Genomic DNA, 25867 nt, shown 5'->3' on the forward strand with positions numbered 1-25867 from the left:
TGACTGAATGAGGCCGAACGCCCCGAGCAGGCGATCATGGCAAATGCGGCGATCGGGAGCGAAGCACGAATGTCTGATGTGGAGGAAGGGCCGGAAAAACTCTTGCCCTGCCATCGATATCGGCAGGATAAATTTCCACCAAATTTATGGATTAATTGCGGCTTGAGAGCATGCTCCAGAAATGAAAACGGCGCCTCCTCGGCGCCGTCTCAAGCCCATTCCGGCATTGCTCATTCGGCAGCAATCAGGGCGTGATTTTGCGCGGGAAAGAACGCCTGGAGCTCGCCGATGACCTCCCCGATCCGCTTGGAAAGTGGATCGGATGAGACACGGTAATCGGTGAAGTCGCGGTCGGACGCGTAAACCGCGGTCGGCAGCGTGTAAGACATGAAAAAACCGAAGAGCGGACGGAGCTGGTGCTCGACCATCAGCGCATGGCGGTCGCCGCCGCCGGTCGCAGTGATGATGATTGGCTTGGCGCGCAGTTCATGCGGGTCGATCAGGTCGATCAGATGCTTGAAGAGGCCGGGATAGCTGCCTTTGTAAGTCGGCGCTCCGATGACCAGCACATCGGCATTGACGATGTCGTCGATAATTTCCCTGGCGCGACTGTCGAGGTCGTCACGGCGCAGCGCCTGCCCAAGCGAGGGGCCAACATCGGTCAGGTCATAGATGGTGTTGTCGAAGCCGTATTTCTCCCCAGCGAGACCGGCAATGTTTTCGACAAGCGCAAAGGTCTTCGAGGGGCGGTTGAAACTACCCGCAAGGCCGACCAGTTTGTGAGCAGACATGCCATTTCCCTTCCAATATCGTGCCGAGACCGACGTCATTATTGGACGAATATTATCTATAAAAATAGTGGATTAAAGGAATGGTGATCCCTCTTCCCCATAGGAGGAGAAAAATACGTTCGAGCCTGAGGGCGATGGTGACGTGCGAAACTGCATGAGGCATCGAGCCGGAGTGTGGGTGACATTCCGGCTCGAGCGATTGTCCGTAAGCGATGTCGCCTCAGACCGGTTTCTGCTTGGGAAGACGCGGCAGGAAGACCGTGAGGAGACCGAGCAGCGGCAGGTAGGAGCAGATGCGGTAGACGAAATCGATACCATGGGTATCGGCGAAATCGCCGAGCAGCGCGGCGCCAAGCCCCCCTGCCCCGAATGCGAAGCCGAAGAAGACCCCGGCAATCAGCCCGACGCGCCCAGGCACCAGTTCCTGCGCGAAGACGACGATTGCCGAGAAGGCCGAAGCGAAGATCAGGCCGATGACGATGCTGAGCACACCCGTCCAAAAGAGGTTCGCATAGGGAAGCAAGAGCGCGAAGGGAATGACGCCGAGGATCGAGAACCAGATGACGAAACGGGCGCCGAAGCGGTCACCGATGGGTCCACCGAGGAAGGTGCCGACGGCGACCGCGCCGAGGAACAGGAAGAGCATCAGCTGTGCCTGCTGCACGCTGAGTTCGAACTTGTCGATGACATAGAAGGTGAAGTAGCTCGACACGCTCGCCATGTAGACATTCTTCGTCGCCGTCAGCAGCACGAGAATCAGCAGCGCCCAGATGACCCGGTTCTGCGGCAGCGGCAGGGTCCGGCTTATAGCCGGCTTGCTGGCATTCTGGCGCCTGTGGCTCATGAACCAGTTGCCGACCCAGCTCAGCACGACCATGCCGACCATGGCGATGGCGGCGAACCAGGAGACGCTGTGCTGACCGAGCGGCAGCACGATGAAGGCGGCAAGCAGCGGACCGATCGCCTGGCCGGCATTGCCACCGACCTGGAAGAAGGATTGCGCGAAACCGTGGCGACCGCCGGAGGCAAGACGGGCAATGCGCGAAGATTCGGGGTGGAAGACCGCCGAGCCGAAGCCGATCAAGCTAGCGGCAACCAGCAGCAGTTCGAAGCTGCCGGCGTTGCCGAGCAGAATGAGGCCGCAAAAGGTACTCGCCATACCAACCGGCAGTGAATAGGGCATCGGCCAGCGGTCGGTGACGATGCCGACCAGCGGCTGCAGCAGCGAAGCAGTGACCTGGAAAGTCATGGTGAGGAGGCCGATCTGCACGAAATCGAGATTGTAGTTCGTCTTGAACAGCGGATAGAGCGAGGCGAGCAGTGACTGCATGATGTCGTTCAGCATATGGCAGAAGCTGACCGCCATGAGGATGGACATCGTTGTTTTTTCGAAACGGGGCGCGCGCTCGGCAACGGTTGCCATCAATACTTCTCCTGCACAGGCACGGCCGGTGCCGTGCGACGTCGCTTTTGTTCGATGGATTTTCGAGCGATCGGGGCTGGGAAGACTCTCGCGCGACGGTCGCTGAAGGGCATTTAGCGTAAGCCGGAACGCAATTACAGCCCAGTTTTATCCGTATTGGTACGGCTTTTGTTCGATTTGCGCTTCCGCCGAGTGATTTCTGCGTGATTTCGCGTCTTTCTGGACGGGGGCTTTCATATCACAGTCGGTCGCGATCGTCGCATATCCGCTGTGCTATATGAAAACAACCATGGAAAAGCCATGCGGGGGATACTACAGCTGCGCCGATTGAAAATGCGATCGAGGCTGAAAACACGCGATGAATGTCAAGACAGCGAATGCAATAGACAGCTATGTCGGAGCGCGCATCAGAATGCGCCGGCAGTTGCTCGGGATGAGCCAGGAACGGCTTGCCGAGCAGATCGGCGTGACCTTTCAGCAGGTTCAAAAATACGAGAAGGGCATCAACCGCATCGGCGCGAGCCGGCTGCAGCGGATCGCCGAGGTGCTACACACGTCGCCGAGCTTCTTCTTCGAACAGGAGAATTCCGAGCCGTTGACGCTGCAAGGGCTGGATCTATCCGCGAATATGGATCCGGTCGCCGAATTCCTGCGAACGAAAGAGGGATTGGTGCTCAATCGCGCCTTTCTAAAGATCGCCGACAGCAATATCCGCGAAACGGTCATCGCGCTGGTGAAGGCGATGGCGCAGGCGGAAAGTCGCGGCGTAACATTGGGAGCCCCGGTAGTGGATGTCACCCTTCCACTCGGAGAATAGCCAGGCGTATCGGCAGGCAATATCTGCATGAAGCTCAGGCGCGAGTCATTTTGTGAGTTGCGCCTGGCGAGCCAACCGGACAATCAGTGGCATTTCCCGAAAGGGTCTGCTTGCGATTTAGCACTTACTGGATCTCTATCTGAAGGACGGCGCCGAGCTGGGCGCTGAATTCTCCGCCTATTGCCTGGATCTTGCGCGGGGCGCTCTGCTGCAGGACCTCGACAGAAAGCGGCGTGTCCCTCCCCAGCCACGAACTGCCACTGACTGCCCAGGTGCTTTGCCCATTGCGGACGTACTTCAAAGAGCTGTTCACGCTCGATATCTCGATTCCGACGTATCCGATCGGCTATGATGCCGGTTGTGCGGCCTTGCGATTCGGCCGGCGAATGCGCGTTTGCCACGCTGGAAAGCGGCACCGGTCGGCATGTTCAAGCCTTTGAAAAAGATTGGACAACCTCGCGGTAGGGTCTTGTTAACCCTATTTGCCTTGCCACTCCTCCAGAATCGGCGCTAAATGCGGTTTCACAGCACGTAGGGCTTTTAAATCGCATTTTCGAGATTTCCATGAATATGGCACCGCAGATAGAAAAAGCAATTTCTGATGTCGACCAGCTGATTATTGGTCAGGCGCAGGAACTGTCGGACAAGCTGAAGCAGCATCGGCTCGAGATGTTTCCGCCGCGTGCATTGAAGGGTCTGAGGGAATTTCAGCTTGCCGAGGCGGCGCGGTTCCTCGGAGTCACCAGTGGCTATCTTCGCAACCTGTCGCTGGAAGGCAAAGGCGCCCTTCCCCAGGTCACGCCGTCGGGCCGTCGATCCTATACGGCGGAGCAAATGGAAGAGATGCGCAGCTTCCTGGAGCACAATGCCCGCGCCGGAACGCATTATATGCGTCATCGCCGCGGCAGCGAACATCTGCAGGTCGTTGCCGTCGTCAACTTCAAAGGTGGCAGCGGCAAGACGACGAGTGCAGCACACCTTGCCCAGCATCTTGCGCTGACGGGTCACCGTGTCCTTGCCGTCGACCTCGATCCGCAGGCCTCTCTCTCCGCCATTCACGGTTTTCAGCCGGAGTTCGACGTCAACGAAAATGAGACGCTCTACGCCGCCATTCGTTATGACGATCAGCGGCGTCCGCTGAGAGAGATCATCCGGCCGACGAATTTCCCGAACCTTCATCTGGTGCCGGGCAATCTCGAACTGATGGAATTCGAGCACGATACGCCGCGCGTCCTTGCTCAGGGCAAGGCGGGGGACTATGGACGCGTCTTCTTCGCGCGGCTGGACGAGGCGCTGTCCTCAGTCGCCGACGATTATGACGTGGTCATCATCGACTGCCCTCCCCAGCTCGGCTTTTTGACCATGAGCGCCATTTGCGGCGCAACGGCAGTTCTGATCACCGTTCATCCTCAGATGCTCGACGTCATGTCGATGTGCCAATTCCTGCAGATGCTCGGCGAGGTGCTCAACACACTGAAAGGCGCCGGCGGCAACATGAACCTCGACTGGCTGCGTTATCTCGTCACTCGCTACGATCCGCAGGACGGGCCGCAGACGCAAATGGTCGCCTTCATGCGCTCGATGTTCAAGAACCATGTGCTTACCAATCCGATGTTGCGCAGCGTCGCGATCTCCGATGCGGCGATGACCAATCAGACGCTTTACGAAGTCGAGCGGAACCAGTTTACCCGCGCGACCTATGACCGCGCCATGGAGGCGATGGATGCCGTCAACACCGAGATCGCCGATCTCATCCACAAGGCTTGGGGGCGGAAATGACCGAGAAGTTTACTGCGGTAAACTGGGACGAGGAGCTGGCTGATGGCGCGTAAGAATCTCCTTTCGGGTCTGATGGACGATTCCAAGAAGTTTACTGCGGTAAACAATGAGGACGAACCGCTCCACAGGGACGAGAAGCAGCAGATCACCTATAAGGGGATCGGCGCTCTCGGTGCCGTGACGCGCAGTATCGATGCGCTGGCTGCCAAGGCCGATGCGGCCAAAGCGATCGAGGAAAAGCTGGCGACCGGTGAGACGGTGATTGATCTCGACCCTGCCCTGATCGAAGATTCCTTCGTGACGGACCGGCTGGCGCATACCGACGAACAGTTTCGCGAATTGGTCGAGGCGATCCGCCTGCGCGGTCAGGATTCGCCGATCCTCGTCCGGCCGCATCCTGAGAAGGACGGCCGATATCAGATCGCCTTCGGCCACCGTCGCGCCCGGGCCGCCAAGGAACTTGGCCGACCTGTCCGCGCCGTCGTCAAGAAACTCGACGATCGCGACCATGTCATTGCGCAGGGCCAGGAGAATTCGGCACGCGCCGACCTCTCCTTCATCGAGAGGACGATGTTCGCCGACAAGCTCGACATGTTGGGCTTTGACAGGGAAACGATCATGTCCGCGCTCAGCGCCGACAAGACGACGGTTTCCAAGATGCTGTCCGTCACCAAGCGGATCCCAGCCGAAGTCCTGACCGCGATCGGTGCGGCCAAGACCACCGGACGTGATCGGTGGCACGATCTGTCGGTGAAGTTCGAGACTGAAAACATTGCCGCTCGGGCGACCGAGTTCGCCAAATCGGCGGAATTCGCGGCGGCGGAACCGGATGCCCGCTTCGACATGCTGGTTGCCTTCATCAGCAGGAGGCAACAACAGACATCATCCATGACGGCGCTTCAACCTGCGGCTCACGCCTGGCAGCGCAAGGACGGGGCGGTTAAGGCGAAGATCAAGGATGACGGGAAACAATTCACCATCGCGCTGAAGGCGGAGAAGGCGTCTGCCTTTGGAGCCTATATCGCCAGCAATCTGGATCGTCTCTACGAGGCGTTCGAGAAGACACAGGATTTGACGAAGAACGGAGATCAATAAGCAAAAGAAAAGGCCCCCGAACGTTGCCGTCGCGGAAGCCCTCTCTGATCTAGACACCCAGAGAATCACATTTCCGCGAATCATAGTCAAGAGTCTTTGGCACCGAATTTGGTGAGCTGTGATCTTTTGCCTTGAAGAAGGCGAAGAAAATGGAAAGCGGACATGTGACGACGCCTTTTGGGCGGCGGCCGATGACGTTTGGCATGTTAGCAAGCCAGGCGGCTGCTCGAGAAATCGAGCCCGACCAATCTATCGACAAGTGGAAACTCTATCGTGCCCTGTGCGAGGCCAAGCCGCTGCTCGGCATCACCGACCGGGCGCTCGCTATCCTGAACGCCTTGCTGAGCTTCTATCCCAAGGGGGAGCTCTCTGAGGAAAACGGGCTCGTGGTGTTCCCTTCCAATGCACAGCTCTCGCTGCGCGCACATGGAATGGCGGAGCAGACGATCCGTCGCCACCTGGCGACCCTCATCGAGGCTGGGCTGCTGATCCGCAAGGACAGCCCGAACGGCAAGCGCTACGCCCGCAAGGAGCAGGGTGGGGAGATCCGCGAGGCATTCGGTTTTTCACTGGCGCCGCTGCTCGTGCGCGCTGAGGAGATCGAGCGGTTGGCGGCGGAGGTGGTTGCGGAACGCTTGCACCTGCAGCGGCTCAGAGAACGCCTGACGCTTTGCCGGCGCGATGTCGCCAAGCTCATCGAGATGGCATTGGAGGAGGGCGCCGCCGGCGATTGGAGCCGGGTTCATCTGCATTTTCGCGATGTCATCGAGCGGCTGCCAAGGTCGCCTTCCGCCGAACAGGTCGCAGCCGCACTCGACGAATTGGAGCTGCTGCGCGAAGAAATCACCAATCAGTTGGAAATGCAGGTTAAAGCTCAAAATCATAGCGGCAATGCCCCACATTATGAGCGGCACATACAGAATTCAAACCCACAATCCATTACTGAACTTGAACCAGCTTCCGAAACGAAGCAGGGCGCAACGGCGGACGATCGATCGTCGGGCCGGGCCGAACCGACAGTCCGAATACAGAAAGATGAAGAGAAAAACGGGCGTGTGCCGGTCACAAGTTCTGCCACCGCTGCCAACGCCGCGCTCAAATCCTTCCCGCTGGGGCTGGTGCTGCAGGCCTGCCCGGAAATCGCAGCCTATGGACCGCAGGGCTCGGTCGGCACATGGCGCGAGCTGATGGCCGCGGCTGTGGTCGTTCGCTCGATGCTCGGCGTCAGCCCATCGGCCTATGAGCAGGCCTGCGAAATCATGGGACCTGAAAATGCAGCCACCGTCATGGCCTGCGTTCTCGAAAGGGCAGGGCACATCAACTCCGCCGGCGGTTATCTGCGCGATCTGACACGACGCGCCGAGAGAGGGGAATTCGCCATCGGACCGATGCTGATGGCCCTTGCCCGAACCAATTTGCCGTTAAAACAGAAGACAGGATGAAATTCGCTTCGTGTCTGCCTGACGCGAGCTGTTATGGTTAACGGAGTGTAACGGAAATGAAGGCCAAGATAACTTCTGACTGGGGGCTTCTTGCTTGTAGATCAGAGGGTTAGGTACCTGGCAAAAACCTGCGAGGCGATGCGGCACCTGCAAGTGGGGTGGACGACCACGTCGGTCGATGGAGACCCCCCACATCCCAGCAGTTGACGCGAAACGCTTTTTGACGATACGGCAACGCGATAGCGCGAATGGCGGATGGTCGGTCGGTAAGTCGGAAGAGCTGCGGACATGGGTTTGAAACGGGCGGTGGATTTTTTCTTGGCTTTGATTGCCTCAGTGATCCTGCTCGTTCCAATCCTTGTCGTCGCTCTTTGTGTTCGCCTTACCTCGCCGGGACCGATCCTCTATTGGTCAAAACGTGTCGGCCGTTTCAATCAGATCTTCCTGATGCCGAAATTTCGCAGCATGCGCATCGACACACCGACGGTTGCCACGCATCTGCTTGAAAATCCGGATCGGTTTCTGACGCCCATCGGCTCGTTTCTGCGCAAATCCAGCCTCGACGAACTGCCACAGCTCTGGTGCATTCTCGAGGGGAAGATGAGTTTCGTCGGCCCGCGGCCGGCACTCTACAATCAATATGATCTGATAGAGTTGCGGACGGCCCATGGTGTCGACAAGCTCCTGCCCGGACTGACGGGATGGGCGCAGATCAATGGCCGGGACGAATTGCCGATTCCGGAGAAGGTAAAATTCGATGTCGAATATCTCGAACGCCGCTCGTTCGGTTTCGACATAAGCATCCTGTTTATGACGGCCGAGAAGGTAATCCGCCGCAAGGGAATAAGGCATTAAGCTACCTACTTCTGATAGATAAGCGGCGCGGAAGACCTTACTTTCCGATTATTTCAGTTGCGCTCGTTGCAGAAAATGACAAGAAGGTGGTTGTCTGATTGATCCGCGAGACGCTGGTAAGCAATGCCCAAAAATACCTCCACTGAGACGCCGCGCTCAGGATGGTTCTTAATGCCGATGCAAGCGCTCGTCGCCCCTCTGCTGGCGATGCCGCGGGTTGCCAAACGCGCTCTGGCCTTGCTGCTGGATTCCAGCTTTTGTGTTCTGACGATCTGGCTGGCCTATTGTTTCCGCCTGAACGAATGGACGGTGCTGACAGGTGTGCAGTGGCTGCCGGTCTTCGTTTCACTGTGCATGGCCCTTCCCATCTTCATCGTCATGGGCATGTATCGGGCGATCTTCCGTTATGCCAATATGGCTGCTTTCATTACTGTTCTGAAGGCGATTGCGATCTACGGCGTCGCCTTCATGACGATATTTACAGCACTCAGCGTCCCCGGTGTTCCGAGAACCGTCGGCATCCTCCAGCCCTTCCTTCTGTTGATTGCGATCGGGCTGTCGAGGTTGAGTATCCGCTACTGGCTCGGGGATGCCTACCAGCGCATCCTTCACAAGAATATGCTCGCCAAGGTGCTGATCTATGGGGCAGGGACGGCCGGGCGGCAACTGGCCGGTGCCTTGATCAACAGTGCCGAACTCAATGTCGTCGGCTATCTGGATGATGATCCGCGTCTCAAGGGCGGCGTCATGGGTGGTTTGCCGATCTACGACCCCTCGGATCTTCCGGTGCTTGCCGAATCTCTCGGCGTGCACAACGTGCTTCTTGCTCTTCCCTCCGCATCGCGGCAGCGTCGCAACGAAATCCTGGAGCACATCCGTAAAGCCAGGGTCAATGTTCGAACGTTGCCGGATCTCACTGCCCTGGCTCAGGGACGCATCGCCGTCTCCGACATCCGAGAGCTGGAGATCGAAGATCTGCTGGGAAGAGAAGCGGTCGCGCCGCGCCAGGAGCTACTCGACAAGTCGATGCGCAACAAGGTGGTGATGGTCACCGGTGCTGGCGGCTCGATCGGCGGCGAGCTATGTCGTCAGATTCTGCGCACCGGGCCTTCCAGCCTCATCCTCATCGATCAGAACGAGTTTGCGCTTTATAATATCCATGCCGAATTGCAGAAGCTGGCCGAACTGTACAAACATGAAAATATGCAGATCGTCCCGATTCTGTGTTCCGTCCGCGATCAGGATCGCATGGAACATGTCATGCAGAGCTGGCGACCTCAGACGCTCTATCATGCAGCCGCTTACAAGCATGTTCCCCTTGTCGAACATAATGCCGTGGAAGGCATCAAGAACAATGTGATGGGTACGCTGGTCGCGGCACGCGCGGCGAATAAATGCGGCGTCTCGAATTTCGTGCTGATCAGCACAGACAAAGCCGTGCGTCCGACAAATGTGATGGGCGCCAGCAAGAGGCTGGCGGAGATGGTTCTGCAGGCGCTTGCGGCGGAATCGGCGACCGACAGAATGCGAACGAATTTCTCCATGGTCCGCTTCGGAAACGTCCTCGGCTCCTCCGGATCCGTCGTGCCGCTTTTCCGGCAGCAGATCAAGGACGGCGGCCCGGTGACGCTGACACATCCTGATATAACCCGCTATTTCATGACCATTTCGGAGGCTTCTCAACTCGTCATACAAGCCGGCGCGATGGCCGAGGGCGGAGATGTCTTCCTGCTCGACATGGGAGAGCCGGTTCGCATCGCCGATCTCGCCCGCAAGATGGTGGAGCTTTCCGGGCTGGCCGTCCGCGACGAAGACAATCCCGAAGGCGATATCGAGCTGTCCGTTACCGGGCTTCGGCCCGGCGAGAAGCTCTTTGAAGAGCTGTTGATCGGGGATAATCCTGAAACAACCGAACATCCTCGGATTATGAAGGCGCGCGAGGATTTCTTGTCCTGGCCGGAGCTGTCGCGAAGGCTCAACGCGCTCAACGCGGCATTGGACCGGAACGATATGATCGCTGCACGTGCGACATTGGCGGAGCTTGTTTCCGGCTATTCCTCAACGGGCGAGGTCTCGGACCTGGCTTTCACCGGCGCCGAGCCACTTAGGCTGCCCCAGACAATTCGAAGCACGCTGTAAGGGCTGCAGGCTCAAGGGGTGCCGGACGTCAGCTCCGAACGACCGGCGCAAAGCCCGTGCTGCCGCGATCCGCACAAATAAGGGCGACCATGTAGGCGAAGATCGGATCCAAAGCTTTCTGATTGAACATGATGCCAAAGCTGCCCGTTATGACGTAGCTGCTGACAAGCAGAAGAGCGAGCGCAATCGCTAAATCCCGGCCCGGTCCCGCTTCTTTTCTCCAAGCGCCTATCACGGGCGTCAGCAGCATCAGCGATAGCGCTGCAATGCCGAAAACGCCGGCGTCGATTCCCGCGGTCAGAAAGCCGTTATGGACATGCGAGTAAGGCAACTGCGGCCTTATATTATCGGGAAGCTCTGCCAAAACCGAACTCATCCGGTTCTGCGGGCCATAACCTGTCAACGGGTCCTTACTGATTGCTGATAGCGCGCCTTTGTACAAGGCGAACCGGGCACTCAGCGACGTGATCTCGCCGTCGGTGCGTTCGAGCGATGTCAGATTTTCCTGAAGCGCCTGGATGCGATGGAGGATCTGGCCGCTGCCCAGGGTGATAAGTCCCGCCAACAGCAAGGAGCCGGTAATAGCCAGGCTGCGCAAACTCAGATGGAAGCTGTGTTTGCGAAAGTACCAGAGGAAGATGACGATATGGATGGGAATGACCAGCCAGGCCGAGCGCGTTCCGGAAAGCAGGACGCAGCCTAGGCCCGCGGCATATCCCAATATCGCAATTCTTTGCTCCACGCTTCTGGGAGATTGAATGTTGAGAAGCGCAGTGCCGCCGAACAGAATACCTATCACGCCGAGGAGCGCAGCGTTGGACGTTCCAGCCTCTGCTCTGTCCATCAAAAACATGATCTGCAGGAGACTGAAAAGAAAGGTGACGATCATGCCGATGCCTGCGCCGAGGATAAAGAGCGGCACGAGACGGCCATCGGGAGATTGGCGCATCCGCGGCAATATCAGCCAGACCGAAAAGAAAGGCAGGAGCCGGAATATCCAGTCCGGTACTTCGGAGTAAGGCGGATTGATGAAAATGCTCGCGATCATCACCAGCGGGTAGATCGACATGCCAATGGCAACCAGACGGTCGGATTTCGACAGGTTCAAGACGAGGCGGCCCGTCGCCAGACAGTAGACGCCCCACACCATCGACGCGAGGAGGATGAAGGAGTTAAAGTTCGGCGAAAGCCCTGGAAGGATTGCAAAGAGAAAGACGGCAATGCGGTTGTTTCGGTCGAGTGCGCTTCCGGCCTCGTCCCCCGGAGAAAGCACTGCCATCTTGAGTTGTCTGAAATAATTCACTTTGCCGGTCCTGACCGTGTCGATGCTGCCTCGCCTAAGGATCGTGATCACAGCTGTCAAGCTGTGATCACGATGCAATCTATGGCTTTATTCGACGTGGCATTCCGGCAACAGGATGTCCGGACAGGCGTGGTTCTTCTCGATGATAGGCGGCAAACGGATGCGACGGTAAGGTCGCGTCAGCAGAAAACACGTTCTAGGTGCGTGCTTGACTTGAAGGTTCGATAGCAAGAAGCCGAGGGGTGTACCGAGAAAGGAGAAGGCGAGAGCATCGGGATGGCACGATGCGTGCGCCTCATTGAATTGAAGCGGCTACCGCTATCGCCAATATGCGCGTGTCGAACCTTCCGCCGATGATCGACCGAGGAGATAGCCAAGCCCGAATGCCAGAATGCCGGTGGCGAGCAGCAGTGCGCTTGCGGTGTGCGGGTGCTCTCTGGCACCGGAGGCGACGGCATAAGCCTCACGCTTCACTTCTTTGGCCGCCGACTTCGCAATCTTGGTCAATCCCTCCGGTTGCTCAGTGGGTGTACCGGTGAATCCGGCGTTCAAGTTCTGTTTGTCAGTCATGTCGGGGACCTTTCTGCGATTGACGCGAGGCGGAAAGTTCAATCCTGCTCGCGGGTGCCGGGGGAGGCTTCACGTTGGTCGGCGTCCTCGAGATCGGTCTTGACGAGGAATGCATCCGTATGTTCGCGCGAGGCCTCTCGCAATGCTGCGAGGTTTGGGGGATTGTCGGCTTCACCCTGCTGCGCATCGAGTTCATGTTCGGCCAGGGTCCAGTGATGCCCGTGCTTGCCTTCCGGCCTGCCTTCTTTCTCCCACAGGGAATATGCCCTTCTTCGGATCTCCTCCTCGCGGCTGGCTGCCGGCGATCCGCCGCTCGGCCTGTCGATTTCGTTTGCGGCTCGCCGAACCATCTTCCGTTTGCCTGCCTCCGCGGCAGGTGGAGTTTTCGGCCGTCCGCCGTCAGTCGTATTGTCGCTTGTCTTGCGTGGTGCTGGCTTTTTCATAGGGGTCTCCTTGCGGATCTCAACCAACTTGGCCGATCTAAGTTCCAAACAAAGAGTGCCTCGGCGCGGAGATCGGCTTTCCATTTCGGCGAGGTCTATGCCGTTCACCCGCGCTTTCGCACCGCAATTGCCCGTTTCATGTTTTTGCCTCGAGCCCGTGGGCCGCGGGTCGGCATGCTCAATTCGTGAAGCGCCGAACCTTGAGCGGCATGTCTTGGCATGGCGATTAAACTGATATACTAGTATGCCACGAGTTTCAGCGTTCCGGTATATCCCATGCGGCAAGCATCAGAAACCGAAGTTTTGGTCGTCCCGACGTTGCGGGAGGCCGGGGGCAGGCTGCGCCGTATCACCACGGCCGGCGCCATCTACGATCGCCTTTATATCGACATCTTGTCGCTGCGAATGCCGCCCGGCATGCTGCTGCAGGAAAAGCGGATCGCCGACGATTTCGGCGTCAGCCGGACGCCGGTGCGCGAAGCGCTGCTCAGGCTTTCCGAAGGCGGACTGGTCGATATCTATCCGCAGGCCGGTACCCTCGTGTCGCGCGTGCCGGTCTCGGCGATCCCCGAGGCGGTCGTGATGCGCAAGGCGCTCGAAGGCACGACCGTCGAGGCCGCGGCCTTGACCGCCACCGCTGCCGATATCGCCCGTCTCGACGCGATCATCGCCCGACAGCAGGCGCATGCCGCGATCGGCAATGCCGCCAGCTTCCATGAGGAAGACGAGGCCTTCCACGAGGCGATCGCGCAGATTGCAGGTTATCCCGGCATCTGGGCGGTGCTGAAAACGGTCAAGGTGCAGATCGACCGGGCGCGGCGGCTGACGCTGCCCGTGCTCGGGCGCGCGGGCAATGTGGTGCAGGAACACATGATCATCCGCGACGCGCTCGCCGCCCATGATGCGACTGCCGCACGCGCCGCGATGATCCATCATCTGAGCGCCGTCATTCCCGATGTCGACGAGCTGCGCCCGCGTTATCCCGATTATTTCTGCTGACGGCAGCACAATACGAAACGAAAAGGCCAGGGAAGGAAGAGGAATGCGGCAGGGTTGGAGATGGTTCGGACCGGAAGCGCCGGTAACATTGGACGAGGTCCGCCAGACGGGCGCGACCAATATCGTCTCGTCGCTGCATCAGGTGCCGATCGGCAGGGCCTGGACGCAGCAGGAAGTGCGCGAACGCCAGTCCCTGATCGAGACGACGCCTGATGATCGTTCGCCGCTCACCTGGTCGGTCGTGGAAAGCATCCCTATCCCCGACGCCGTCAAGCGCAAGGGCGGGGAGGCGAAGGCCGAAATCGAGGCGTGGATCGCCAGTCTCGAAGCGGTCGCCGCCTGCGGCATTCCGATCGTCTGCTATAATTTCATGCCGGTGGTGGACTGGACCCGCACCGAACTCGATTTCGTGACGCCGACCGGCGCCACTGCCATGCGTTTCGACCACGAGCGTTTTGCAGCCTTCGATCTCTTCATCCTGGAACGGCCGGATGCGGCGCAGCACTATTCCAGCGAAGACCGCGAACGGGCGCGTATCGTCTTCGAGGCGATGACGGACGACGAGGTCGCCGACATCACCCGCATCATCACCTCGGCTCTGCCGGGGTCGACCACCGAACCGCTGACCATTCCGGCCTTCCGAGAAAAGCTGGTCGCCTATAGTGGCATCGATGCTGCAAGACTGCGCCGGCACCTGATCGAATTCCTGGAGGCGGTGACGCCGGCTGCCGAAGCCCGTGGCGTCAAGCTGACGCTGCATCCCGATGATCCGCCGCGTTCGCTGTTCGGCCTGCCGCGCATCGCCTCGACGGCGGACGACTATGCCGCTCTCTTCGACGCGGTGCCGTCGGCGGCGAACGGCATGTGTTATTGCACCGGCAGCCTCGGCGTGCGCGCCGAAAACGACCTGCCGGCGATCGCCCGACGCTTTGCCTCGCGCATCCACTTCGCCCATCTGCGCGCCACGACGCGCGAGGGTGACGGCAGGACATTCCATGAAAGCGCGCATCTGGAAGGCGATGTCGATATGGTCGCGGTTCTCAGCGAACTGGTTGCGGAAGACCGCCGCCGCAGTCCCGAAGATACCATCGTGTTCCGATCGGACCATGGCCATCGTATGCTCGACGACCTCGACAAGGTCGTCACACCAGGCTACCCGGCCATCGGCCGCATGCGCGGCCTCGCCGAACTGCGCGGCATCCTGCATGCGCTGGGCGCGCCGCCGAACTGAGGTGTTGTCTCTGGCCGAGGAGGGGGCAAGACGTTGCCACTTGTCTCTTCTCCCCAGCGGGGAGAAGTGCCGGAGCGATAGCGAGGCGATGAGGGGGCTTCACGGCACGTCGCTCAATATTGCCCTTCGCTTGCGCTCAGTGCATTCGCTCCTAGCGTCGCTCACTCCCTCATCTGCCCTTCGGGCATCTGACCGGGGTCGAGCCGCGGGTCTCGACCCGTCCTCCGGACCCCGCTGGGGAGAAGGGAGAGCAAGTGCTCCCCCGTAAACAAAAATCATCGCGCTCTGAAGCCAGAGCGATGCTTCAGAGCGCGCAACCTTTCAGGAAAAGATCGGCGCACATCTTCGCCCGCGCCGCGATCGCCTCGATCTTTGGCGGCGGCTCCTGGCGCAGGATCGCCGCGCGCTGCGGCTCCATGGTCATCATGCCGCGCAGCATGCCGCAGGCCAGATGCGGATCGTCGAGCGCAATGAGGCCGCGGTCGACCTGCAGGCGCAGCCAGTCCTCCATTAGCGCATTGGTGCGCAGGATCGCCCGTTCGTAGAAGGATGTAGCGATCTCAGGAAAACGGTCCGACTCGCCGATGACGAGGCGCATGATGGTGACGGTATCTTCCGAAAGCGTCAGCATGCCGTAGGCCATCAGCATGCGCTCCAGCCCATCTCTCAGATCGGCAGCGGCAAGCATCGGGGGATCGAGCGCCAGCAGGAAGCGGCTGATACGCTCGGAGACCACGCTGGCGAAGAGATCGGCCTTGGTCGGGAACAGCCGGTAGAGGGTCTTTGTGGAAACACCAGCCTCCTGGGCGATCGTGGCGATGCTTGCCGCCGCGTAACCGTTCTCGTGAAACTGGGTGTCTGCCGCTTCGACGATGAGGCCCCTGGTGTCGTCGTCACAACGTATCTGCGGCCTTCCTCGCGGCCTCTTCTCGATTTGTTGATTTTGGACCATTACTATTTTCCAAATTCCCGTTGACATCCATTTTATAGAGCATATTTTGGAAAATATCAAGTTTCCTAAATGGGATTTCCCCTGAATTCATAGGCCGCAGCCCAAGAGACGGCGACCGTCATCCGGAGAAGACAATGACCAAGACGCTGCGTGCCCAGAACAACAATACCGCCCTCGAAACAACGGTCGAAGCCGCCCCGGCAAGCCTGGAGGCCGGCAAGCCGCCGCGCATAGCCGAGGCTGCCGCCCCCATTGCCGAGGAAAAGCCCGCCGCCCGCAGGCGCGGCGGTCGCTCCCTGCTTCTCGGCGCCACAGCCCTCGTGCTGATCGCCGCCGGCGCCTATTACGGCCATGATTACTGGACGGTCGGCCGCTTCCATATCTCGACCGACGATGCCTATGTGAAGGCCGACAACAGCACCATCGCCCCCAAGGTATCCGGCTATCTCGCCGAGGTCCTCGTCATGGACAACGAGACCGTCAAGGCCGGCCAGCCGCTCGCCCGCATCGACGACCGCGACTTCAAGGCGGCGCTCGATCAGGCCAAGGCCGATGTCGCCGCCGCGGAAGCCACCGTCAACGCCAAGCAGGCTTCGCTCGATATCCAGCAGTCGACGATTGCCGCGGCCCGCGCGACCGTCGACGTTGACCGCGCCAACGAGACCTTTGCCGAGCAGAACAACAAGCGTTACTCGAACCTCGCCACCAGCGGTTATGCCCCGGTCCAGACTGCGCAGCAGGCCGCCTCGCAAATCGCTGCCGCCCAGGCCTCGATCGTCCGCGACACCGCCTCGCTCGATGCCGCCGTCAAGCAGGTCGATCTACTGAACGCCGAGCTAGCCCAGGCAAAGGCGGCTCTTGCCCGCAGCCAGGCCGTCCAGCACCAGGCCGAGCTCAATCTTTCCTATGCGACGATCACAGCGCCCGTCGACGGCACCGTCGGCAACCGCACGCTGCGCGTCGGCCAATATGTCCAGGCCGGCACCCAGCTGATGTCGGTCGTACCGACGACGGCAGCCTATGTCATCGCCAACTACAAGGAAACCCAGCTGACCGACGTCAAGGCCGGCCAGCCGGTTGATATCGAGGTCGATATGTTCCCCGGCCGCACCTATCACGGCCATGTCGACAGCCTCGCTCCGGCAAGCGGCCAGGAATTCGCGCTGCTGCCGCCCGATAACGCCACCGGCAACTTCACCAAGGTCGTCCAGCGCATTCCTGTGAAGATCGTGCTCGACAGCGACGCCGCCGCAAATGGCGATCTCCGCCCCGGCATGTCCGTCCAGCCTGATATCAACACCAAGAACGACCGCAGCTAGGCCGGGGGACGAGGAGTTCGTGTCATGTCCACAATCGCAGCAACAGCCATCGCCCTCCCACAGCCGAAAACCGGCGCCAGCACCAGGGAATGGATCGCCGTTCTCGCCGGCATGATCGGCGCCTTCATGGCGATCCTCAACATCCAGATCACCAATGCCTCGCTGCTCGACATCGAGGGCGGCATCGGGACGGGCGTCGATAACGGCGCCTGGATCTCCACCTCCTATCTCATCGGCGAGATCGTCGTCATTCCGCTGACGGCCTATTTCAGCAGCGTCTTCTCGTTCCGCCGTTATATCCTCGTCAACTCAGTCCTCTTCCCGCTGTTTTCGATTGGCTGTGCCTTCGCCCATGATCTCGGCACGATGATCGTGCTGCGCGGCCTGCAGGGTTTTGCCGGCGGCGTGCTGATCCCCATGGCCTTCACCATGGTGCTGACCAAGCTGCCGAAGCACCAGCAGCCGCTAGGCCTTGCAGCCTTCGCGCTTTCGGTCACCTTCGCACCGGCGATCGGCCCGACCATCGGCGGTTATCTCACCGAAAATTACGGCTGGCAGACGATCTTCTTCATCAATGCCGTCCCGAGCGCCATCATGGCGGTCGCCCTTGCCCTGACGCTCGACAAGCAGCCGATGCAGCTTGGCCTGCTGCGGGAAGGCGATTGGGCGGGGATCTTCACCATGGCCATTGGTCTGTCGGCGCTGCAGACCGTACTCGAGGAAGGCAATAAAGAGGATTGGTTCTCTTCGCCCTTCATCGTCAAGCTCAGTATCCTCGCCTTTGCCTTCCTCGTCGCCTTCATTTGGATCGAGCTCACGGTGAAGAAGCCGCTGGTCAAGCTCAGCCTGCTGAGGCAGCGCAACTTCGGCATCGGCGTTGCCGTCAACGTGCTGGTCGGCGTCGCCCTCTTCGGCACCGTATACATCCTGCCGCAATACCTCGGCCAGGTGCAGCGCTACAATGCCGAGCAGATCGGTTACGTGTTGGCCTGGACCGGCCTGCCGCAGCTGCTTTTGATCCCGCTCGTCCCGATGATGATGAAGCGCTTCGATGCGCGGTATATCGGCTTTCTCGGCATCTCGATCTTCGCGATCAGCTGCTTCATGAACATCACGCTTTCGGCCGACACGGCAGGTGACCAGTTCTGGATTCCGAACATCGTCCGCGCCATCGGCCAGGCCCTGGTGCTGACGCCGATCACCGCCATTACCACTGCCGGCATTGCGCCTTCCGATGCGGCCGCCGCCTCGGGCCTGACCAACATGCTGCGCAACCTCGGCGGCGCCGTCGGCACGGCGACGCTCGGCACGGTCCTGACCAAACGCGAGCAGTTCCACTCGAACATCATCGGCCAGTCGGTGACGCTCGGCCGCGATGAAGTCCGCACCCGTCTCGACCAATTGACAGCCTACTTCGTGCAGCATGGTGTCTCCGACCATGCCGTCGCAGCCCAGAAGGCCGTCGTGGCGCTGGGCCAGGTTGTCAAACGCCAGGCCCTCATCCTGGGCTTCGCCGATACATTCGCCGTCATCGGCGTGGTTCTTGCCATTGCCGCCGTCGCCCTGCTGCTCACCCAAAAACCGCGGGCCGGCGGTGGCGCCGGCGCTCATTGAAACAGCGGCACTCGCCGGCTTCCAGGCGAGTGCTCTCTCTATTCCGGAATTTCGACCGTAAAGGCGAAGCTCGCCACAGCGCCCGGCGCCAGGATCGTGGTCGACGGCCTCTTGGAAAGCTCGCTCGAACTCCCGGCTTCCGCAGCCGTCCCGTGCCAGGGCTCGATGCAGAGGAAGGGCGCGCCCGGTTTGGTCCATAACGCAAGGTTGGGCAGATTTTCGAAATGGAACCGCATGGCCGGCCCGCCTTCGGCGCCGTAACTCAAGCCGGCGCCCACACCATCAGGGAAAATCATCGCATCCTGCTCGAACATCGCGTGATCGAGCACCAGCCGGCCGCCATCGAACGGCGAGGGCAGGGGCGCGGGATTGATCAGGCCGCCTTCCAGCCGCACAAGACCCGGCTCGCCTTGATTGTCGAGCGTGACGATATGGTCGCGGCCGGAAGCATCGGGTAGCGGCCAGGCGAAGGCCGAATGGAATCCGAGGCCGAACGGCATCGCCTTCTGGTCGCGATTGGTGACCTCCGCCGTGACAGTCAACGCGCGGCCCTCGACCGCATGCACCACAGCCAGCTGAAATTCGAACGGATAGACCGCCCGGGTCGCATCCGAGGCGGCCAGTTCGAACCGGCACATCGTCTCAGTGGAGGCCGCAAGCACGAATTCGCTGCGGCGGGCAAAACCATGCTGGGCCATCGGATAGACCGTACCGTCGACTGCGATCTTGTCATCCGGCGCCTTGCCGACGATCGGAAACAGGACCGGAGACCGCCCGGTCCAGAAGGCTGCGTCGCCGGTCCATAACCAAGAGCGTCCGTCGCTTGACGTGAGCGCCTGCATCTCGGCGCCGAGGGAGGAGACATCGACGGTGAGATCCTGATTCCCGATCCGGATGGAGATTGGCATCGCGTTTCCTTTCGTATTGGTTAGGCAGCTAGCCATACCGTTCCGAACCGGGGATTTCCACCCAATAGAGGGCGCGACGGCAGCACACCAGCCATCGCCCTCGTCATTTCCGCATTGCGCCCAATCTGGCGATCACTTCGTTCGGGATGCCGTAGCGCTGAATGGCATCGCGGTTATTCCGCAACCCGCAGATCTCACGCTGGATGAAGAACGCCCAGACGGCATCGGACGCTTCGTTGAGAAGCCTTTCGCGGTCTTCGGCGCTTTGGTGGTCAAGAGTCGATGCCTTCAGAGCGGCAAGCGCCGCCTCCACCTTCAGCCCGTGACGTCCAAGCGAATCCGCGCGTTCCGACATCAGCTCATATTCGAGGACGTTGAAGCCGTTTCTATCCTCCTCGGATTGTCTGAAGGACTGCGGCGGACGAACGCTCATTGGCACAGGTCTCCGTTGGCGTGAGCCGCGATATTATCCAATCCTGTTCCAAATTAAAGAAGGTGAGCATGATGTCGTTCGAAAACCGCTCACGCCTTTCGGCATCATACTCTTGATCGAGAGGGTGGGAAACAGGGCTATCCTGCCGTGTCGACGCATGGCATAAGCGCGCCAAAATCTCCTTCTCCAGGCGCCGCGCAAACCATGATCCGTATCGAAAACATCAGCAAGCAGCTCAGCCACCGCATCCTCTTCATCGAGGCGTCCGCAGCGCTCAACAGAGGCGAGAAGATCGGTCTCGTCGGCCCGAACGGTGCCGGTAAGACGACGATCTTCCGGATGATCAATGGCGAAGAGCAGCCCGATGAAGGCCAGGTCTCCTGCGAGAAGGGCGTCACCATCGGCTACTTCAATCAGGACGTCGGCGAGATGGCCGGCCACAGCGCCGTCGCCGAGGTGATGAACGGCGCCGGGCCGGTCAGTATCGTTGCTGCGGAATTGCGCGAGCTCGAAGCCGCCATGTCCGATCCCGAGCAGGCCGATGACATGGACAAGATCATAGAGCGCTACGGCGAGGTACAGGCGCGCTACGAGGAGCTGGACGGTTACGCGCTCGATGGGCGCGCCCGCGAAGTGCTCGCGGGCCTGAGCTTCAGCCAGGAGATGATGGACGGCGATGTCGGCGCGCTGTCGGGCGGCTGGAAGATGCGCGTGGCGCTTGCCCGCATTCTGCTGATGCGTCCCGACGTCATGCTGCTCGACGAACCGAGCAACCATCTGGATCTCGAAAGCCTGATCTGGCTGGAAGAATTCCTGAAAGGCTATGAAGGCGCGCTGCTGATGACCTCGCACGACCGCGAGTTCATGAACCGCATCGTCACCAAGATCATCGAGATCGACGGCGGCACCTTGACGACCTATTCCGGCGACTATGAATTCTACGAGCAGCAGCGGGCGCAGAACGAGAAGCAGCAGCAGGCCCAGTTCGAACGCCAGCAGGCGATGCTCGCCAAGGAAATCAAGTTCATCGAGCGCTTCAAGGCGCGCGCCTCTCATGCCTCGCAGGTGCAGAGCCGGGTGAAGAAGCTTGAGAAGATCGACAGGGTGGAGCCGCCCAAGCGCCGCCAGATCGTTTCCTTCGAGTTCCAGCCGGCGCCGCGCTCCGGCGAGGACGTGGTCAACCTGAAGAACGTCCACAAGAAGTACGGCAGCCGCAGCATCTATGAGGGGCTCGACTTCGTCGTCCGGCGTCGGGAACGCTGGTGCATCATGGGCATCAACGGCGCCGGCAAATCCACGCTGCTGAAGCTGGTGACCGGCTCCACCGCGCCGGACCAGGGCAGCGTTGCGCTGGGCGCCAGCGTCAAGATGGGCTATTTCGCCCAGCACGCCATGGATATTCTCGACGGCGAGCGCACCGTCTTCCAGATGCTGGAAGACCAGTTTCCCCAGGCGGGGCAGGGGCCTCTGCGCGCGCTGGCCGGATGCTTCGGTTTTTCCGGCGACGACGTTGAGAAGCGCTGCCGGGTCCTATCAGGCGGCGAGAAGGCGCGGCTGGTCATGGCGATCATGCTGTTCGACCCGCCGAACCTGCTCGTGCTCGACGAGCCGACGAACCATCTCGACCTCGACACCAAGGAAATGCTGATCAAGGCGCTGTCGCAATATGAGGGCACCATGCTCTTCGTCTCGCACGACCGGCATTTCCTGGCTGCGCTCTCCAACCGGGTGCTGGAACTGACGCCCGACGGCATCCATCAATATGGCGGCGGCTATACCGAATATGTGGCGCGCACCGGCCAGGAGGCGCCCGGCCTGAGAAGCTGACGATTATCGTTGCGGGGCAAGTCGAAACCGTCAGTGTCGAAGCGACCAGTGGAGAGCCGGCCAGCGATATCGGTTGGCCGCTCGAAGCAACGGAGGAGAAAATACCATGCTGTTGGATCGAATCGAGGTCGTCACTCTGTTCGTCGATGATATCGAGGCGGCCAAAGCGTTCTACCAAAATGTCTTTGCGCCAGAGGTCGTCTATCAGGACGCGGTATCGGCGGTCCTGAAATTCTCGGGAACGATGATCAACCTGCTCGATGCAGCGCAGGCGCCTCAACTGGTCGAGCCGGTCGCAGTGTCAGCGCCCGGTTCGGGCGCACGCGTGCTGCTGACGATCAAGGTCGACGACGTCGATGCGGTTTGTGCAGAACTGCGCAAACTCGGGGTCACGCTGCTCAACGGTCCGATCGATCGTCCATGGGGCCGCCGCACCGCAGCCTTTCCGGATCCGTCGGGCCATGTCTGGGAGGTCGCGCAGGAATTGCGCTAACCCGTCGCGCGCGCTCTGGAGCTGCGTTTAAATCTTGCCGTCATCGGCCTCACGGACGGGCCGCTTCTTCCGAGCGAAGAGCGAATTCGGCGGTTATTGCCACGATGATGACCAAATTCCGTGGTGTTCGGAGGCCTCTTCATGCAATCGGGGACGGGCGCATCGGCATGGACTGGATCAATCGTTATATCGATCAGCCGCTACTGCACGGCGCGGCGGGTTTGCTGCGGAGTTGGCATCTCCGCACGCGGCAACCGCCGGAGTTGCTGGAGCCGACATGGAACCTCGTTGTGCTCTCCTTTCTCCTGATCGCGAGCGGGCAGGTCATGGCCGGCGAGACTTTCACGCTCAGTGTTGCCGCGCTGGTCATGCTGGCGCTGCCGTCCGCGCGAAAGCTGCTTTCGGCTGTGAAGGCAGGGCAAGGCGGTTACGGCGCCCGGGAGTACAAGTCGCTGAGAGCGTGCGCCATCGCCAAACGTGAGGCAGAGTGGTCGGTGCGGATCATCGTCCTCTTCGCATCGGCCTGCCTTCCGTTCATCGCCCGCATCGACGATCCGGTGGGAGCCTATTTCATGCTGGGAGCCAGCATCTGGTTCGTCCTGACCGGGCCGCTCAAGGCCTATCTCGACGCAGCCGAACCTCCCGAGCCGAATGAAGGCGACCGGATGTACAGCGGCGTCTTTCACGTCGGCTGAATGAAGCTGATGCGACGTTGCATGTCCCGGCCATCAGACGGACGGGAACCAAATGGGGCGGCCTCCGTTATCTCCGCAGCAACGTACAAGGAGATTGCGATGCTTTACTACGCTCTGGTATTTCTCGTCGTGGCCTTGATTGCCGGCGTCCTCGGATTTGGCGGCATCGCAGGGGCGTCAGCTTCCATTGCCCAGGTTCTGTTCTTCATTTTCCTGGTTCTGTTCGTCGTATCGCTCGTCATGCGACTGATGCGAAACGTATAACGCGGACAGATTAAAGTATAAAAACCCGGTGAAACATATCGCCGGGTTTTTTCTTTTACGGGAAATGCGCGAATCCGGCATTTCCGACTTCATGAACTCGCCCGGGCTGATGCGGCCGGTCGGACCGGGCCGAGATCAATGTGCCTTTCTGGCAACCATTCCGGATAAGATCGTGAAATAATCGAATGCCGCGAAAATGGTGCCTTCGAAATGTCCCAATGGGAGCTGAACCGTAAGCGTGTTTGTTGCTTGCGCCCCTCCCAGGCGCGTTGACATGCGATGCGTAAATGATGCCGGTTCGGGATCGTTTTGCGGTTCCGTCCGTTATCTGTTGCCGAATCTGGTGGCGAGTAGCCGGGTATGCTCCCGTCACGATTTGAGAAGGAGAGACTTATGAACAAAATTCTTGCGACGGCGTTTGCCGCGGTATCGTTGACGTTTGTCGGCGCTGGGGCGGTCAATGCCGCCGATCTCGGCACCAGGACATATGAAGAGCCGGACCTGCGCAACGGCGTGAAGATCGGTTACCTCACCTGCGATATCGGCGGCGGCACGGGTTACGTGCTCGGTTCCTCCAAAGAGGCAGACTGCATCTTCCAGTCGACCGTCGGCAACGAACTTTCGGATCGTTATACGGGTGAAATGAGAAAGCTCGGCATCGACCTTGGCTTCACCACGCGCAGCCGTCTGATCTGGGCCGTGTTCGCTCCGACGGCCGGCTATCACCGCGGATCGCTCGCCGGCCTCTACGTCGGCGCCACCGCCGAAGCGACGCTCGGCGCCGGTGTCGGCGCCAATCTCCTGGTTGGCGGCACCTCCGGTTCGATCCATCTGCAGACGGTCAGCCTGACCGGTCAGCTCGGCCTCAACGTTGCGGCCGGCAGCGCCTCGATGACGCTCACACCAGCGAATTGATATGACCTTTTGACGTCCCCTGCCGCGTCGCGGCAGGGGACGTTATTTCGTCTGAGACACGATTTTGCACCCTCGCATGCCCAAGCCGGATCACGACATGATGGATATTCGAATGGCAACGCCCGGCGAGGACGAGATCCTTGTTGGGCACTATCTGAAGATCTGGGACAGCTACGGCACACCACTGGAACACTACAGGCCTGATGCGGCGGCGCAGATCTTGTCTTTCATCAGAAGCGGTCGCGAAGAGCGCCGCCTGACCTCGTTCCTTGCCATCGTCGACGGCGACATCGCCGGTTCCGCATCCTGCCAGCTGCACCAATCGCCGTTTCCGGAGGTCATCCGGCCGGAACGGCGGCTGCACGGTTACATCTGGTCCGTCTATGTTGCCGACGCCTTCCGCCGGCGCAGCATCGCACTGGCGTTGACCAACAAGGCTGTCGACTATCTGAAATCGATCGGCTGCACGACTGCTGTCATTCATGCCTCCGACGCCGGCGAACCCGTCTATCGTGCCGCTGGTTTCGAACTGGCGAAGGAAATGCGACTGAAGTTTTCAGCGGAGTAGCGACCGGCGATCGCCGGAGCCCAGCTTTCCGCCTACGCTTTCGCTCGGCCGGGTGCGATAAAAGTAGCGATCGTCGCCTCGTCATGGCCGGCCTCGCGCAGGAAGCGGCTTGCGAATTCTATGGCAGGGCTTCTCAGGGCCTCGTCCGGTCTAATCAGATGAAAGGCCACATGATAGTCGAGCGTCCGCTCCGACACCGCGACGACGCGCCCGGTGGCCAGCGCGGCATCCGACAGCGGCGGCCGCGCGAGCGCGATCCCGAGGCCCTGGGCGCAGGCATCGATCACCAAATTGTAGTCCTCGAAGCGCCGATCGTGGCCGCGCGGTATATAGTCGACGCCCTCACGAGAGAGCCAACGCCGCCAGCCTTCAATATTCGAATCGTGCAGGATCGGCAGATCGAGCAGCGCCAAGGCATCGGAGCGTTGCCCGAGCCGCTCCGCCAGCGCCGGGGCGGCGATCGGAAACGATTTCTCCTGCCAGAGCGGCAGGGCGCGCACGCCGGCCCATGGTCCCTTGCCGCAGCGAATGGCAAGATCCGTGCCTTCGCCGAAATCCGCCAGCCGGTGTTCGAGCGTCAGCTCGACATGCAGCTCGTTTCCTTCGAGCTTCGGCAGGCGTTGAAACAGCCATAGAGAGGCGACGGAGGGCGTCACCGAAAGGCGCACCACCGCCTTGTTGCGGCGAGGCAGCCAGCGTTCGCCGCTATTGCCGAGCAGCGTAAGTGCTTCTTCCGCCCGCGCGAAAAACCGCATGCCTTCCGGCGTCAGGCGCACGCCTCGGGCTTCGCGCGCAAACAGGCGAACGCCCATCCAGCGTTCCAGCCGCGAGACCTGGCGCGACACTGCGCCGTGGGTGATGCCGCTTTCCTCGGCCGCGGCGGAAAACGATCCGAGCCGGGCGGCGCGGGCAAAGGTCTCGAGCGTATCGAGCGGCGGAAGAACGGGCGAGCTGTGAACCATACGCACATTTGATCATCGATTGCGATGCTT

26 protein-coding genes are annotated in these 25867 nt (G+C 60.3%); 16 read left to right on the forward strand and 10 right to left on the reverse strand.

Annotation, left to right across the window (positions count from 1 at the left end):
* Positions 1-230: 230 nt before the first annotated feature.
* Together msuE and V8P77_RS22720 are read right to left on the reverse strand one after the other, a co-directional pair.
* Positions 231-791 (reverse strand): FMN reductase, encoded by a 561-nt coding sequence (gene msuE / locus V8P77_RS22715; protein ID WP_335914367.1) that lies wholly within the window; start codon positions 789-791, stop codon positions 231-233.
* 220 nt (positions 792-1011) lie between these two features.
* Positions 1012-2214: an MFS transporter gene (locus tag V8P77_RS22720; RefSeq protein ID WP_335914368.1), complete on the reverse strand. Its 1203-nt coding sequence runs from the start codon at positions 2212-2214 to the stop codon at positions 1012-1014.
* 358 nt (positions 2215-2572) lie between these two features.
* On the opposite strand from V8P77_RS22720, the gene V8P77_RS22725 reads away from it, so the two are divergent.
* A complete protein-coding gene (locus V8P77_RS22725; RefSeq protein WP_335914369.1) occupies positions 2573-3031 on the forward strand; it encodes a helix-turn-helix domain-containing protein in 459 nt (152 codons plus the stop codon).
* Positions 3032-3155: 124 nt separating this feature from the next.
* Here the strand turns inward: V8P77_RS22725 and V8P77_RS22730 are convergent, their stop codons facing one another.
* Complete coding sequence (locus tag V8P77_RS22730; protein WP_335914370.1) at positions 3156-3344, reverse strand: hypothetical protein; 189 nt, start codon at positions 3342-3344, stop codon at positions 3156-3158.
* A 251-nt stretch (positions 3345-3595) separates the two neighbouring features.
* Between V8P77_RS22730 and repA the strand changes: the two genes are divergently transcribed.
* The 5 genes from repA (at position 3596) to V8P77_RS22755 (ending at position 10341) form a co-directional block, all read left to right on the forward strand.
* Positions 3596-4810, forward strand: coding sequence for a plasmid partitioning protein RepA (gene repA / locus V8P77_RS22735; RefSeq protein ID WP_335914371.1), 1215 nt, complete (start codon positions 3596-3598; stop codon positions 4808-4810).
* 42 nt (positions 4811-4852) lie between these two features.
* Positions 4853-5905: a plasmid partitioning protein RepB gene (gene repB, locus V8P77_RS22740; RefSeq protein WP_335914372.1), complete on the forward strand. Its 1053-nt coding sequence runs from the start codon at positions 4853-4855 to the stop codon at positions 5903-5905.
* Between the two features lie 149 nt (positions 5906-6054).
* The gene (repC, locus tag V8P77_RS22745; RefSeq protein ID WP_335914373.1) at positions 6055-7347 is read left to right on the forward strand and encodes a plasmid replication protein RepC; all 1293 of its coding nucleotides are present in this window, start codon (positions 6055-6057) and stop codon (positions 7345-7347) included.
* Between the two features lie 288 nt (positions 7348-7635).
* Entirely contained in the window at positions 7636-8202 is a 567-nt protein-coding gene (locus V8P77_RS22750; protein ID WP_335914374.1) for a sugar transferase, read from the forward strand.
* 123 nt (positions 8203-8325) lie between these two features.
* Positions 8326-10341: a polysaccharide biosynthesis protein gene (locus tag V8P77_RS22755; protein ID WP_335914375.1), complete on the forward strand. Its 2016-nt coding sequence runs from the start codon at positions 8326-8328 to the stop codon at positions 10339-10341.
* Between the two features lie 28 nt (positions 10342-10369).
* On the opposite strand, the gene V8P77_RS22760 is transcribed toward V8P77_RS22755, so the two are convergent.
* From V8P77_RS22760 to V8P77_RS22770, 3 genes are all read right to left on the reverse strand, one after another.
* Positions 10370-11644, reverse strand: a complete 1275-nt coding sequence (locus V8P77_RS22760) for an O-antigen ligase family protein (RefSeq protein ID WP_335914435.1) — start codon at positions 11642-11644, stop codon at positions 10370-10372.
* 318 nt (positions 11645-11962) lie between these two features.
* Positions 11963-12214 carry a hypothetical protein gene (locus tag V8P77_RS22765; RefSeq protein WP_335914376.1) on the reverse strand — a complete coding sequence of 84 codons (252 nt, stop codon included), beginning with the start codon at positions 12212-12214 and terminating at the stop codon, positions 11963-11965.
* A gap of 38 nt (positions 12215-12252) precedes the next feature.
* Positions 12253-12657 (reverse strand): DUF2934 domain-containing protein, encoded by a 405-nt coding sequence (locus V8P77_RS22770; protein WP_335914377.1) that lies wholly within the window; start codon positions 12655-12657, stop codon positions 12253-12255.
* A gap of 276 nt (positions 12658-12933) precedes the next feature.
* Here V8P77_RS22770 and V8P77_RS22775 point away from each other — a divergent pair, with 276 nt between their 5' ends.
* Both V8P77_RS22775 and uxuA read left to right on the forward strand, forming a co-directional pair.
* Positions 12934-13656, forward strand: coding sequence for a GntR family transcriptional regulator (locus V8P77_RS22775; protein ID WP_335914378.1), 723 nt, complete (start codon positions 12934-12936; stop codon positions 13654-13656).
* 43 nt (positions 13657-13699) lie between these two features.
* Positions 13700-14887: a mannonate dehydratase gene (gene uxuA, locus V8P77_RS22780; protein ID WP_335914379.1), complete on the forward strand. Its 1188-nt coding sequence runs from the start codon at positions 13700-13702 to the stop codon at positions 14885-14887.
* 304 nt (positions 14888-15191) lie between these two features.
* Here uxuA and V8P77_RS22785 read toward each other — a convergent pair whose 3' ends face one another.
* Positions 15192-15839, reverse strand: a complete 648-nt coding sequence (locus V8P77_RS22785) for a TetR/AcrR family transcriptional regulator (protein WP_335914380.1) — start codon at positions 15837-15839, stop codon at positions 15192-15194.
* A gap of 134 nt (positions 15840-15973) precedes the next feature.
* Here V8P77_RS22785 and V8P77_RS22790 point away from each other — a divergent pair, with 134 nt between their 5' ends.
* Together V8P77_RS22790 and V8P77_RS22795 are read left to right on the forward strand one after the other, a co-directional pair.
* The gene (locus V8P77_RS22790) at positions 15974-17158 is read left to right on the forward strand and encodes an HlyD family secretion protein (protein WP_335914381.1); all 1185 of its coding nucleotides are present in this window, start codon (positions 15974-15976) and stop codon (positions 17156-17158) included.
* 24 nt (positions 17159-17182) lie between these two features.
* Positions 17183-18772 (forward strand): MDR family MFS transporter, encoded by a 1590-nt coding sequence (locus V8P77_RS22795; protein WP_335914382.1) that lies wholly within the window; start codon positions 17183-17185, stop codon positions 18770-18772.
* A 38-nt stretch (positions 18773-18810) separates the two neighbouring features.
* Here V8P77_RS22795 and V8P77_RS22800 read toward each other — a convergent pair whose 3' ends face one another.
* Together V8P77_RS22800 and V8P77_RS22805 are read right to left on the reverse strand one after the other, a co-directional pair.
* Positions 18811-19680, reverse strand: a complete 870-nt coding sequence (locus V8P77_RS22800) for an aldose 1-epimerase family protein (protein ID WP_335914383.1) — start codon at positions 19678-19680, stop codon at positions 18811-18813.
* Positions 19681-19783: 103 nt separating this feature from the next.
* Positions 19784-20113: a DUF6665 family protein gene (locus V8P77_RS22805; RefSeq protein ID WP_335914384.1), complete on the reverse strand. Its 330-nt coding sequence runs from the start codon at positions 20111-20113 to the stop codon at positions 19784-19786.
* Positions 20114-20317: 204 nt separating this feature from the next.
* Here V8P77_RS22805 and V8P77_RS22810 point away from each other — a divergent pair, with 204 nt between their 5' ends.
* The 6 genes from V8P77_RS22810 to V8P77_RS22835 all read left to right on the forward strand — a co-directional run bounded on the left by V8P77_RS22810 (position 20318) and on the right by V8P77_RS22835 (position 24875).
* The gene (locus tag V8P77_RS22810) at positions 20318-21940 is read left to right on the forward strand and encodes an ABC-F family ATP-binding cassette domain-containing protein (protein WP_335914385.1); all 1623 of its coding nucleotides are present in this window, start codon (positions 20318-20320) and stop codon (positions 21938-21940) included.
* Positions 21941-22046: 106 nt separating this feature from the next.
* Positions 22047-22433, forward strand: a complete 387-nt coding sequence (locus V8P77_RS22815; RefSeq protein WP_335914386.1) for a VOC family protein — start codon at positions 22047-22049, stop codon at positions 22431-22433.
* Between the two features lie 104 nt (positions 22434-22537).
* A complete protein-coding gene (locus V8P77_RS22820; RefSeq protein WP_335914387.1) occupies positions 22538-23128 on the forward strand; it encodes a hypothetical protein in 591 nt (196 codons plus the stop codon).
* 99 nt (positions 23129-23227) lie between these two features.
* Positions 23228-23392 carry a DUF1328 domain-containing protein gene (locus V8P77_RS22825; protein WP_335914388.1) on the forward strand — a complete coding sequence of 55 codons (165 nt, stop codon included), beginning with the start codon at positions 23228-23230 and terminating at the stop codon, positions 23390-23392.
* Positions 23393-23785: 393 nt separating this feature from the next.
* Entirely contained in the window at positions 23786-24307 is a 522-nt protein-coding gene (locus V8P77_RS22830; protein ID WP_017957594.1) for a DUF992 domain-containing protein, read from the forward strand.
* Positions 24308-24407: 100 nt separating this feature from the next.
* Positions 24408-24875: a GNAT family N-acetyltransferase gene (locus V8P77_RS22835; protein WP_335914436.1), complete on the forward strand. Its 468-nt coding sequence runs from the start codon at positions 24408-24410 to the stop codon at positions 24873-24875.
* 32 nt (positions 24876-24907) lie between these two features.
* On the opposite strand, the gene V8P77_RS22840 is transcribed toward V8P77_RS22835, so the two are convergent.
* Positions 24908-25837, reverse strand: a complete 930-nt coding sequence (locus V8P77_RS22840; RefSeq protein WP_130785568.1) for a LysR family transcriptional regulator — start codon at positions 25835-25837, stop codon at positions 24908-24910.
* Between the last annotated feature and the right edge of the window lie 30 nt (positions 25838-25867).

The sequence above is a fragment of the Rhizobium aouanii genome, from assembly GCF_037002925.1.
Lineage (GTDB): Bacteria > Pseudomonadota > Alphaproteobacteria > Rhizobiales > Rhizobiaceae > Rhizobium > Rhizobium aouanii.

Excerpts from the sequence above, each read along its gene's own strand:
- V8P77_RS22840 (WP_130785568.1), bottom strand. The coding sequence starts at position 25,837 with ATGGTTCACAGCTCGCCCGTTCTTCCGCCGCTCGATACGCTCGAGACC.
- uxuA (WP_335914379.1), top strand. The coding sequence starts at position 13,700 with ATGCGGCAGGGTTGGAGATGGTTCGGACCGGAAGCGCCGGTAACATTG.
- msuE (WP_335914367.1), bottom strand. The coding sequence starts at position 791 with ATGTCTGCTCACAAACTGGTCGGCCTTGCGGGTAGTTTCAACCGCCCC.
- V8P77_RS22805 (WP_335914384.1), bottom strand. The coding sequence starts at position 20,113 with ATGAGCGTTCGTCCGCCGCAGTCCTTCAGACAATCCGAGGAGGATAGA.
- V8P77_RS22795 (WP_335914382.1), top strand. The coding sequence starts at position 17,183 with ATGTCCACAATCGCAGCAACAGCCATCGCCCTCCCACAGCCGAAAACC.
- repB (WP_335914372.1), top strand. The coding sequence starts at position 4,853 with ATGGCGCGTAAGAATCTCCTTTCGGGTCTGATGGACGATTCCAAGAAG.
- V8P77_RS22765 (WP_335914376.1), bottom strand. The coding sequence starts at position 12,214 with ATGACTGACAAACAGAACTTGAACGCCGGATTCACCGGTACACCCACT.
- V8P77_RS22790 (WP_335914381.1), top strand. The coding sequence starts at position 15,974 with ATGACCAAGACGCTGCGTGCCCAGAACAACAATACCGCCCTCGAAACA.
- V8P77_RS22830 (WP_017957594.1), top strand. The coding sequence starts at position 23,786 with ATGAACAAAATTCTTGCGACGGCGTTTGCCGCGGTATCGTTGACGTTT.
- V8P77_RS22785 (WP_335914380.1), bottom strand. The coding sequence starts at position 15,839 with ATGGTCCAAAATCAACAAATCGAGAAGAGGCCGCGAGGAAGGCCGCAG.
- V8P77_RS22750 (WP_335914374.1), top strand. The coding sequence starts at position 7,636 with ATGGGTTTGAAACGGGCGGTGGATTTTTTCTTGGCTTTGATTGCCTCA.
- V8P77_RS22755 (WP_335914375.1), top strand. The coding sequence starts at position 8,326 with ATGCCCAAAAATACCTCCACTGAGACGCCGCGCTCAGGATGGTTCTTA.
- V8P77_RS22775 (WP_335914378.1), top strand. The coding sequence starts at position 12,934 with ATGCGGCAAGCATCAGAAACCGAAGTTTTGGTCGTCCCGACGTTGCGG.
- repA (WP_335914371.1), top strand. The coding sequence starts at position 3,596 with ATGAATATGGCACCGCAGATAGAAAAAGCAATTTCTGATGTCGACCAG.
- V8P77_RS22815 (WP_335914386.1), top strand. The coding sequence starts at position 22,047 with ATGCTGTTGGATCGAATCGAGGTCGTCACTCTGTTCGTCGATGATATC.
- V8P77_RS22835 (WP_335914436.1), top strand. The coding sequence starts at position 24,408 with ATGGATATTCGAATGGCAACGCCCGGCGAGGACGAGATCCTTGTTGGG.
- V8P77_RS22770 (WP_335914377.1), bottom strand. The coding sequence starts at position 12,657 with ATGAAAAAGCCAGCACCACGCAAGACAAGCGACAATACGACTGACGGC.
- repC (WP_335914373.1), top strand. The coding sequence starts at position 6,055 with ATGGAAAGCGGACATGTGACGACGCCTTTTGGGCGGCGGCCGATGACG.
- V8P77_RS22720 (WP_335914368.1), bottom strand. The coding sequence starts at position 2,214 with ATGGCAACCGTTGCCGAGCGCGCGCCCCGTTTCGAAAAAACAACGATG.
- V8P77_RS22825 (WP_335914388.1), top strand. The coding sequence starts at position 23,228 with ATGCTTTACTACGCTCTGGTATTTCTCGTCGTGGCCTTGATTGCCGGC.
- V8P77_RS22800 (WP_335914383.1), bottom strand. The coding sequence starts at position 19,680 with ATGCCAATCTCCATCCGGATCGGGAATCAGGATCTCACCGTCGATGTC.
- V8P77_RS22725 (WP_335914369.1), top strand. The coding sequence starts at position 2,573 with ATGAATGTCAAGACAGCGAATGCAATAGACAGCTATGTCGGAGCGCGC.
- V8P77_RS22820 (WP_335914387.1), top strand. The coding sequence starts at position 22,538 with ATGATGACCAAATTCCGTGGTGTTCGGAGGCCTCTTCATGCAATCGGG.
- V8P77_RS22810 (WP_335914385.1), top strand. The coding sequence starts at position 20,318 with ATGATCCGTATCGAAAACATCAGCAAGCAGCTCAGCCACCGCATCCTC.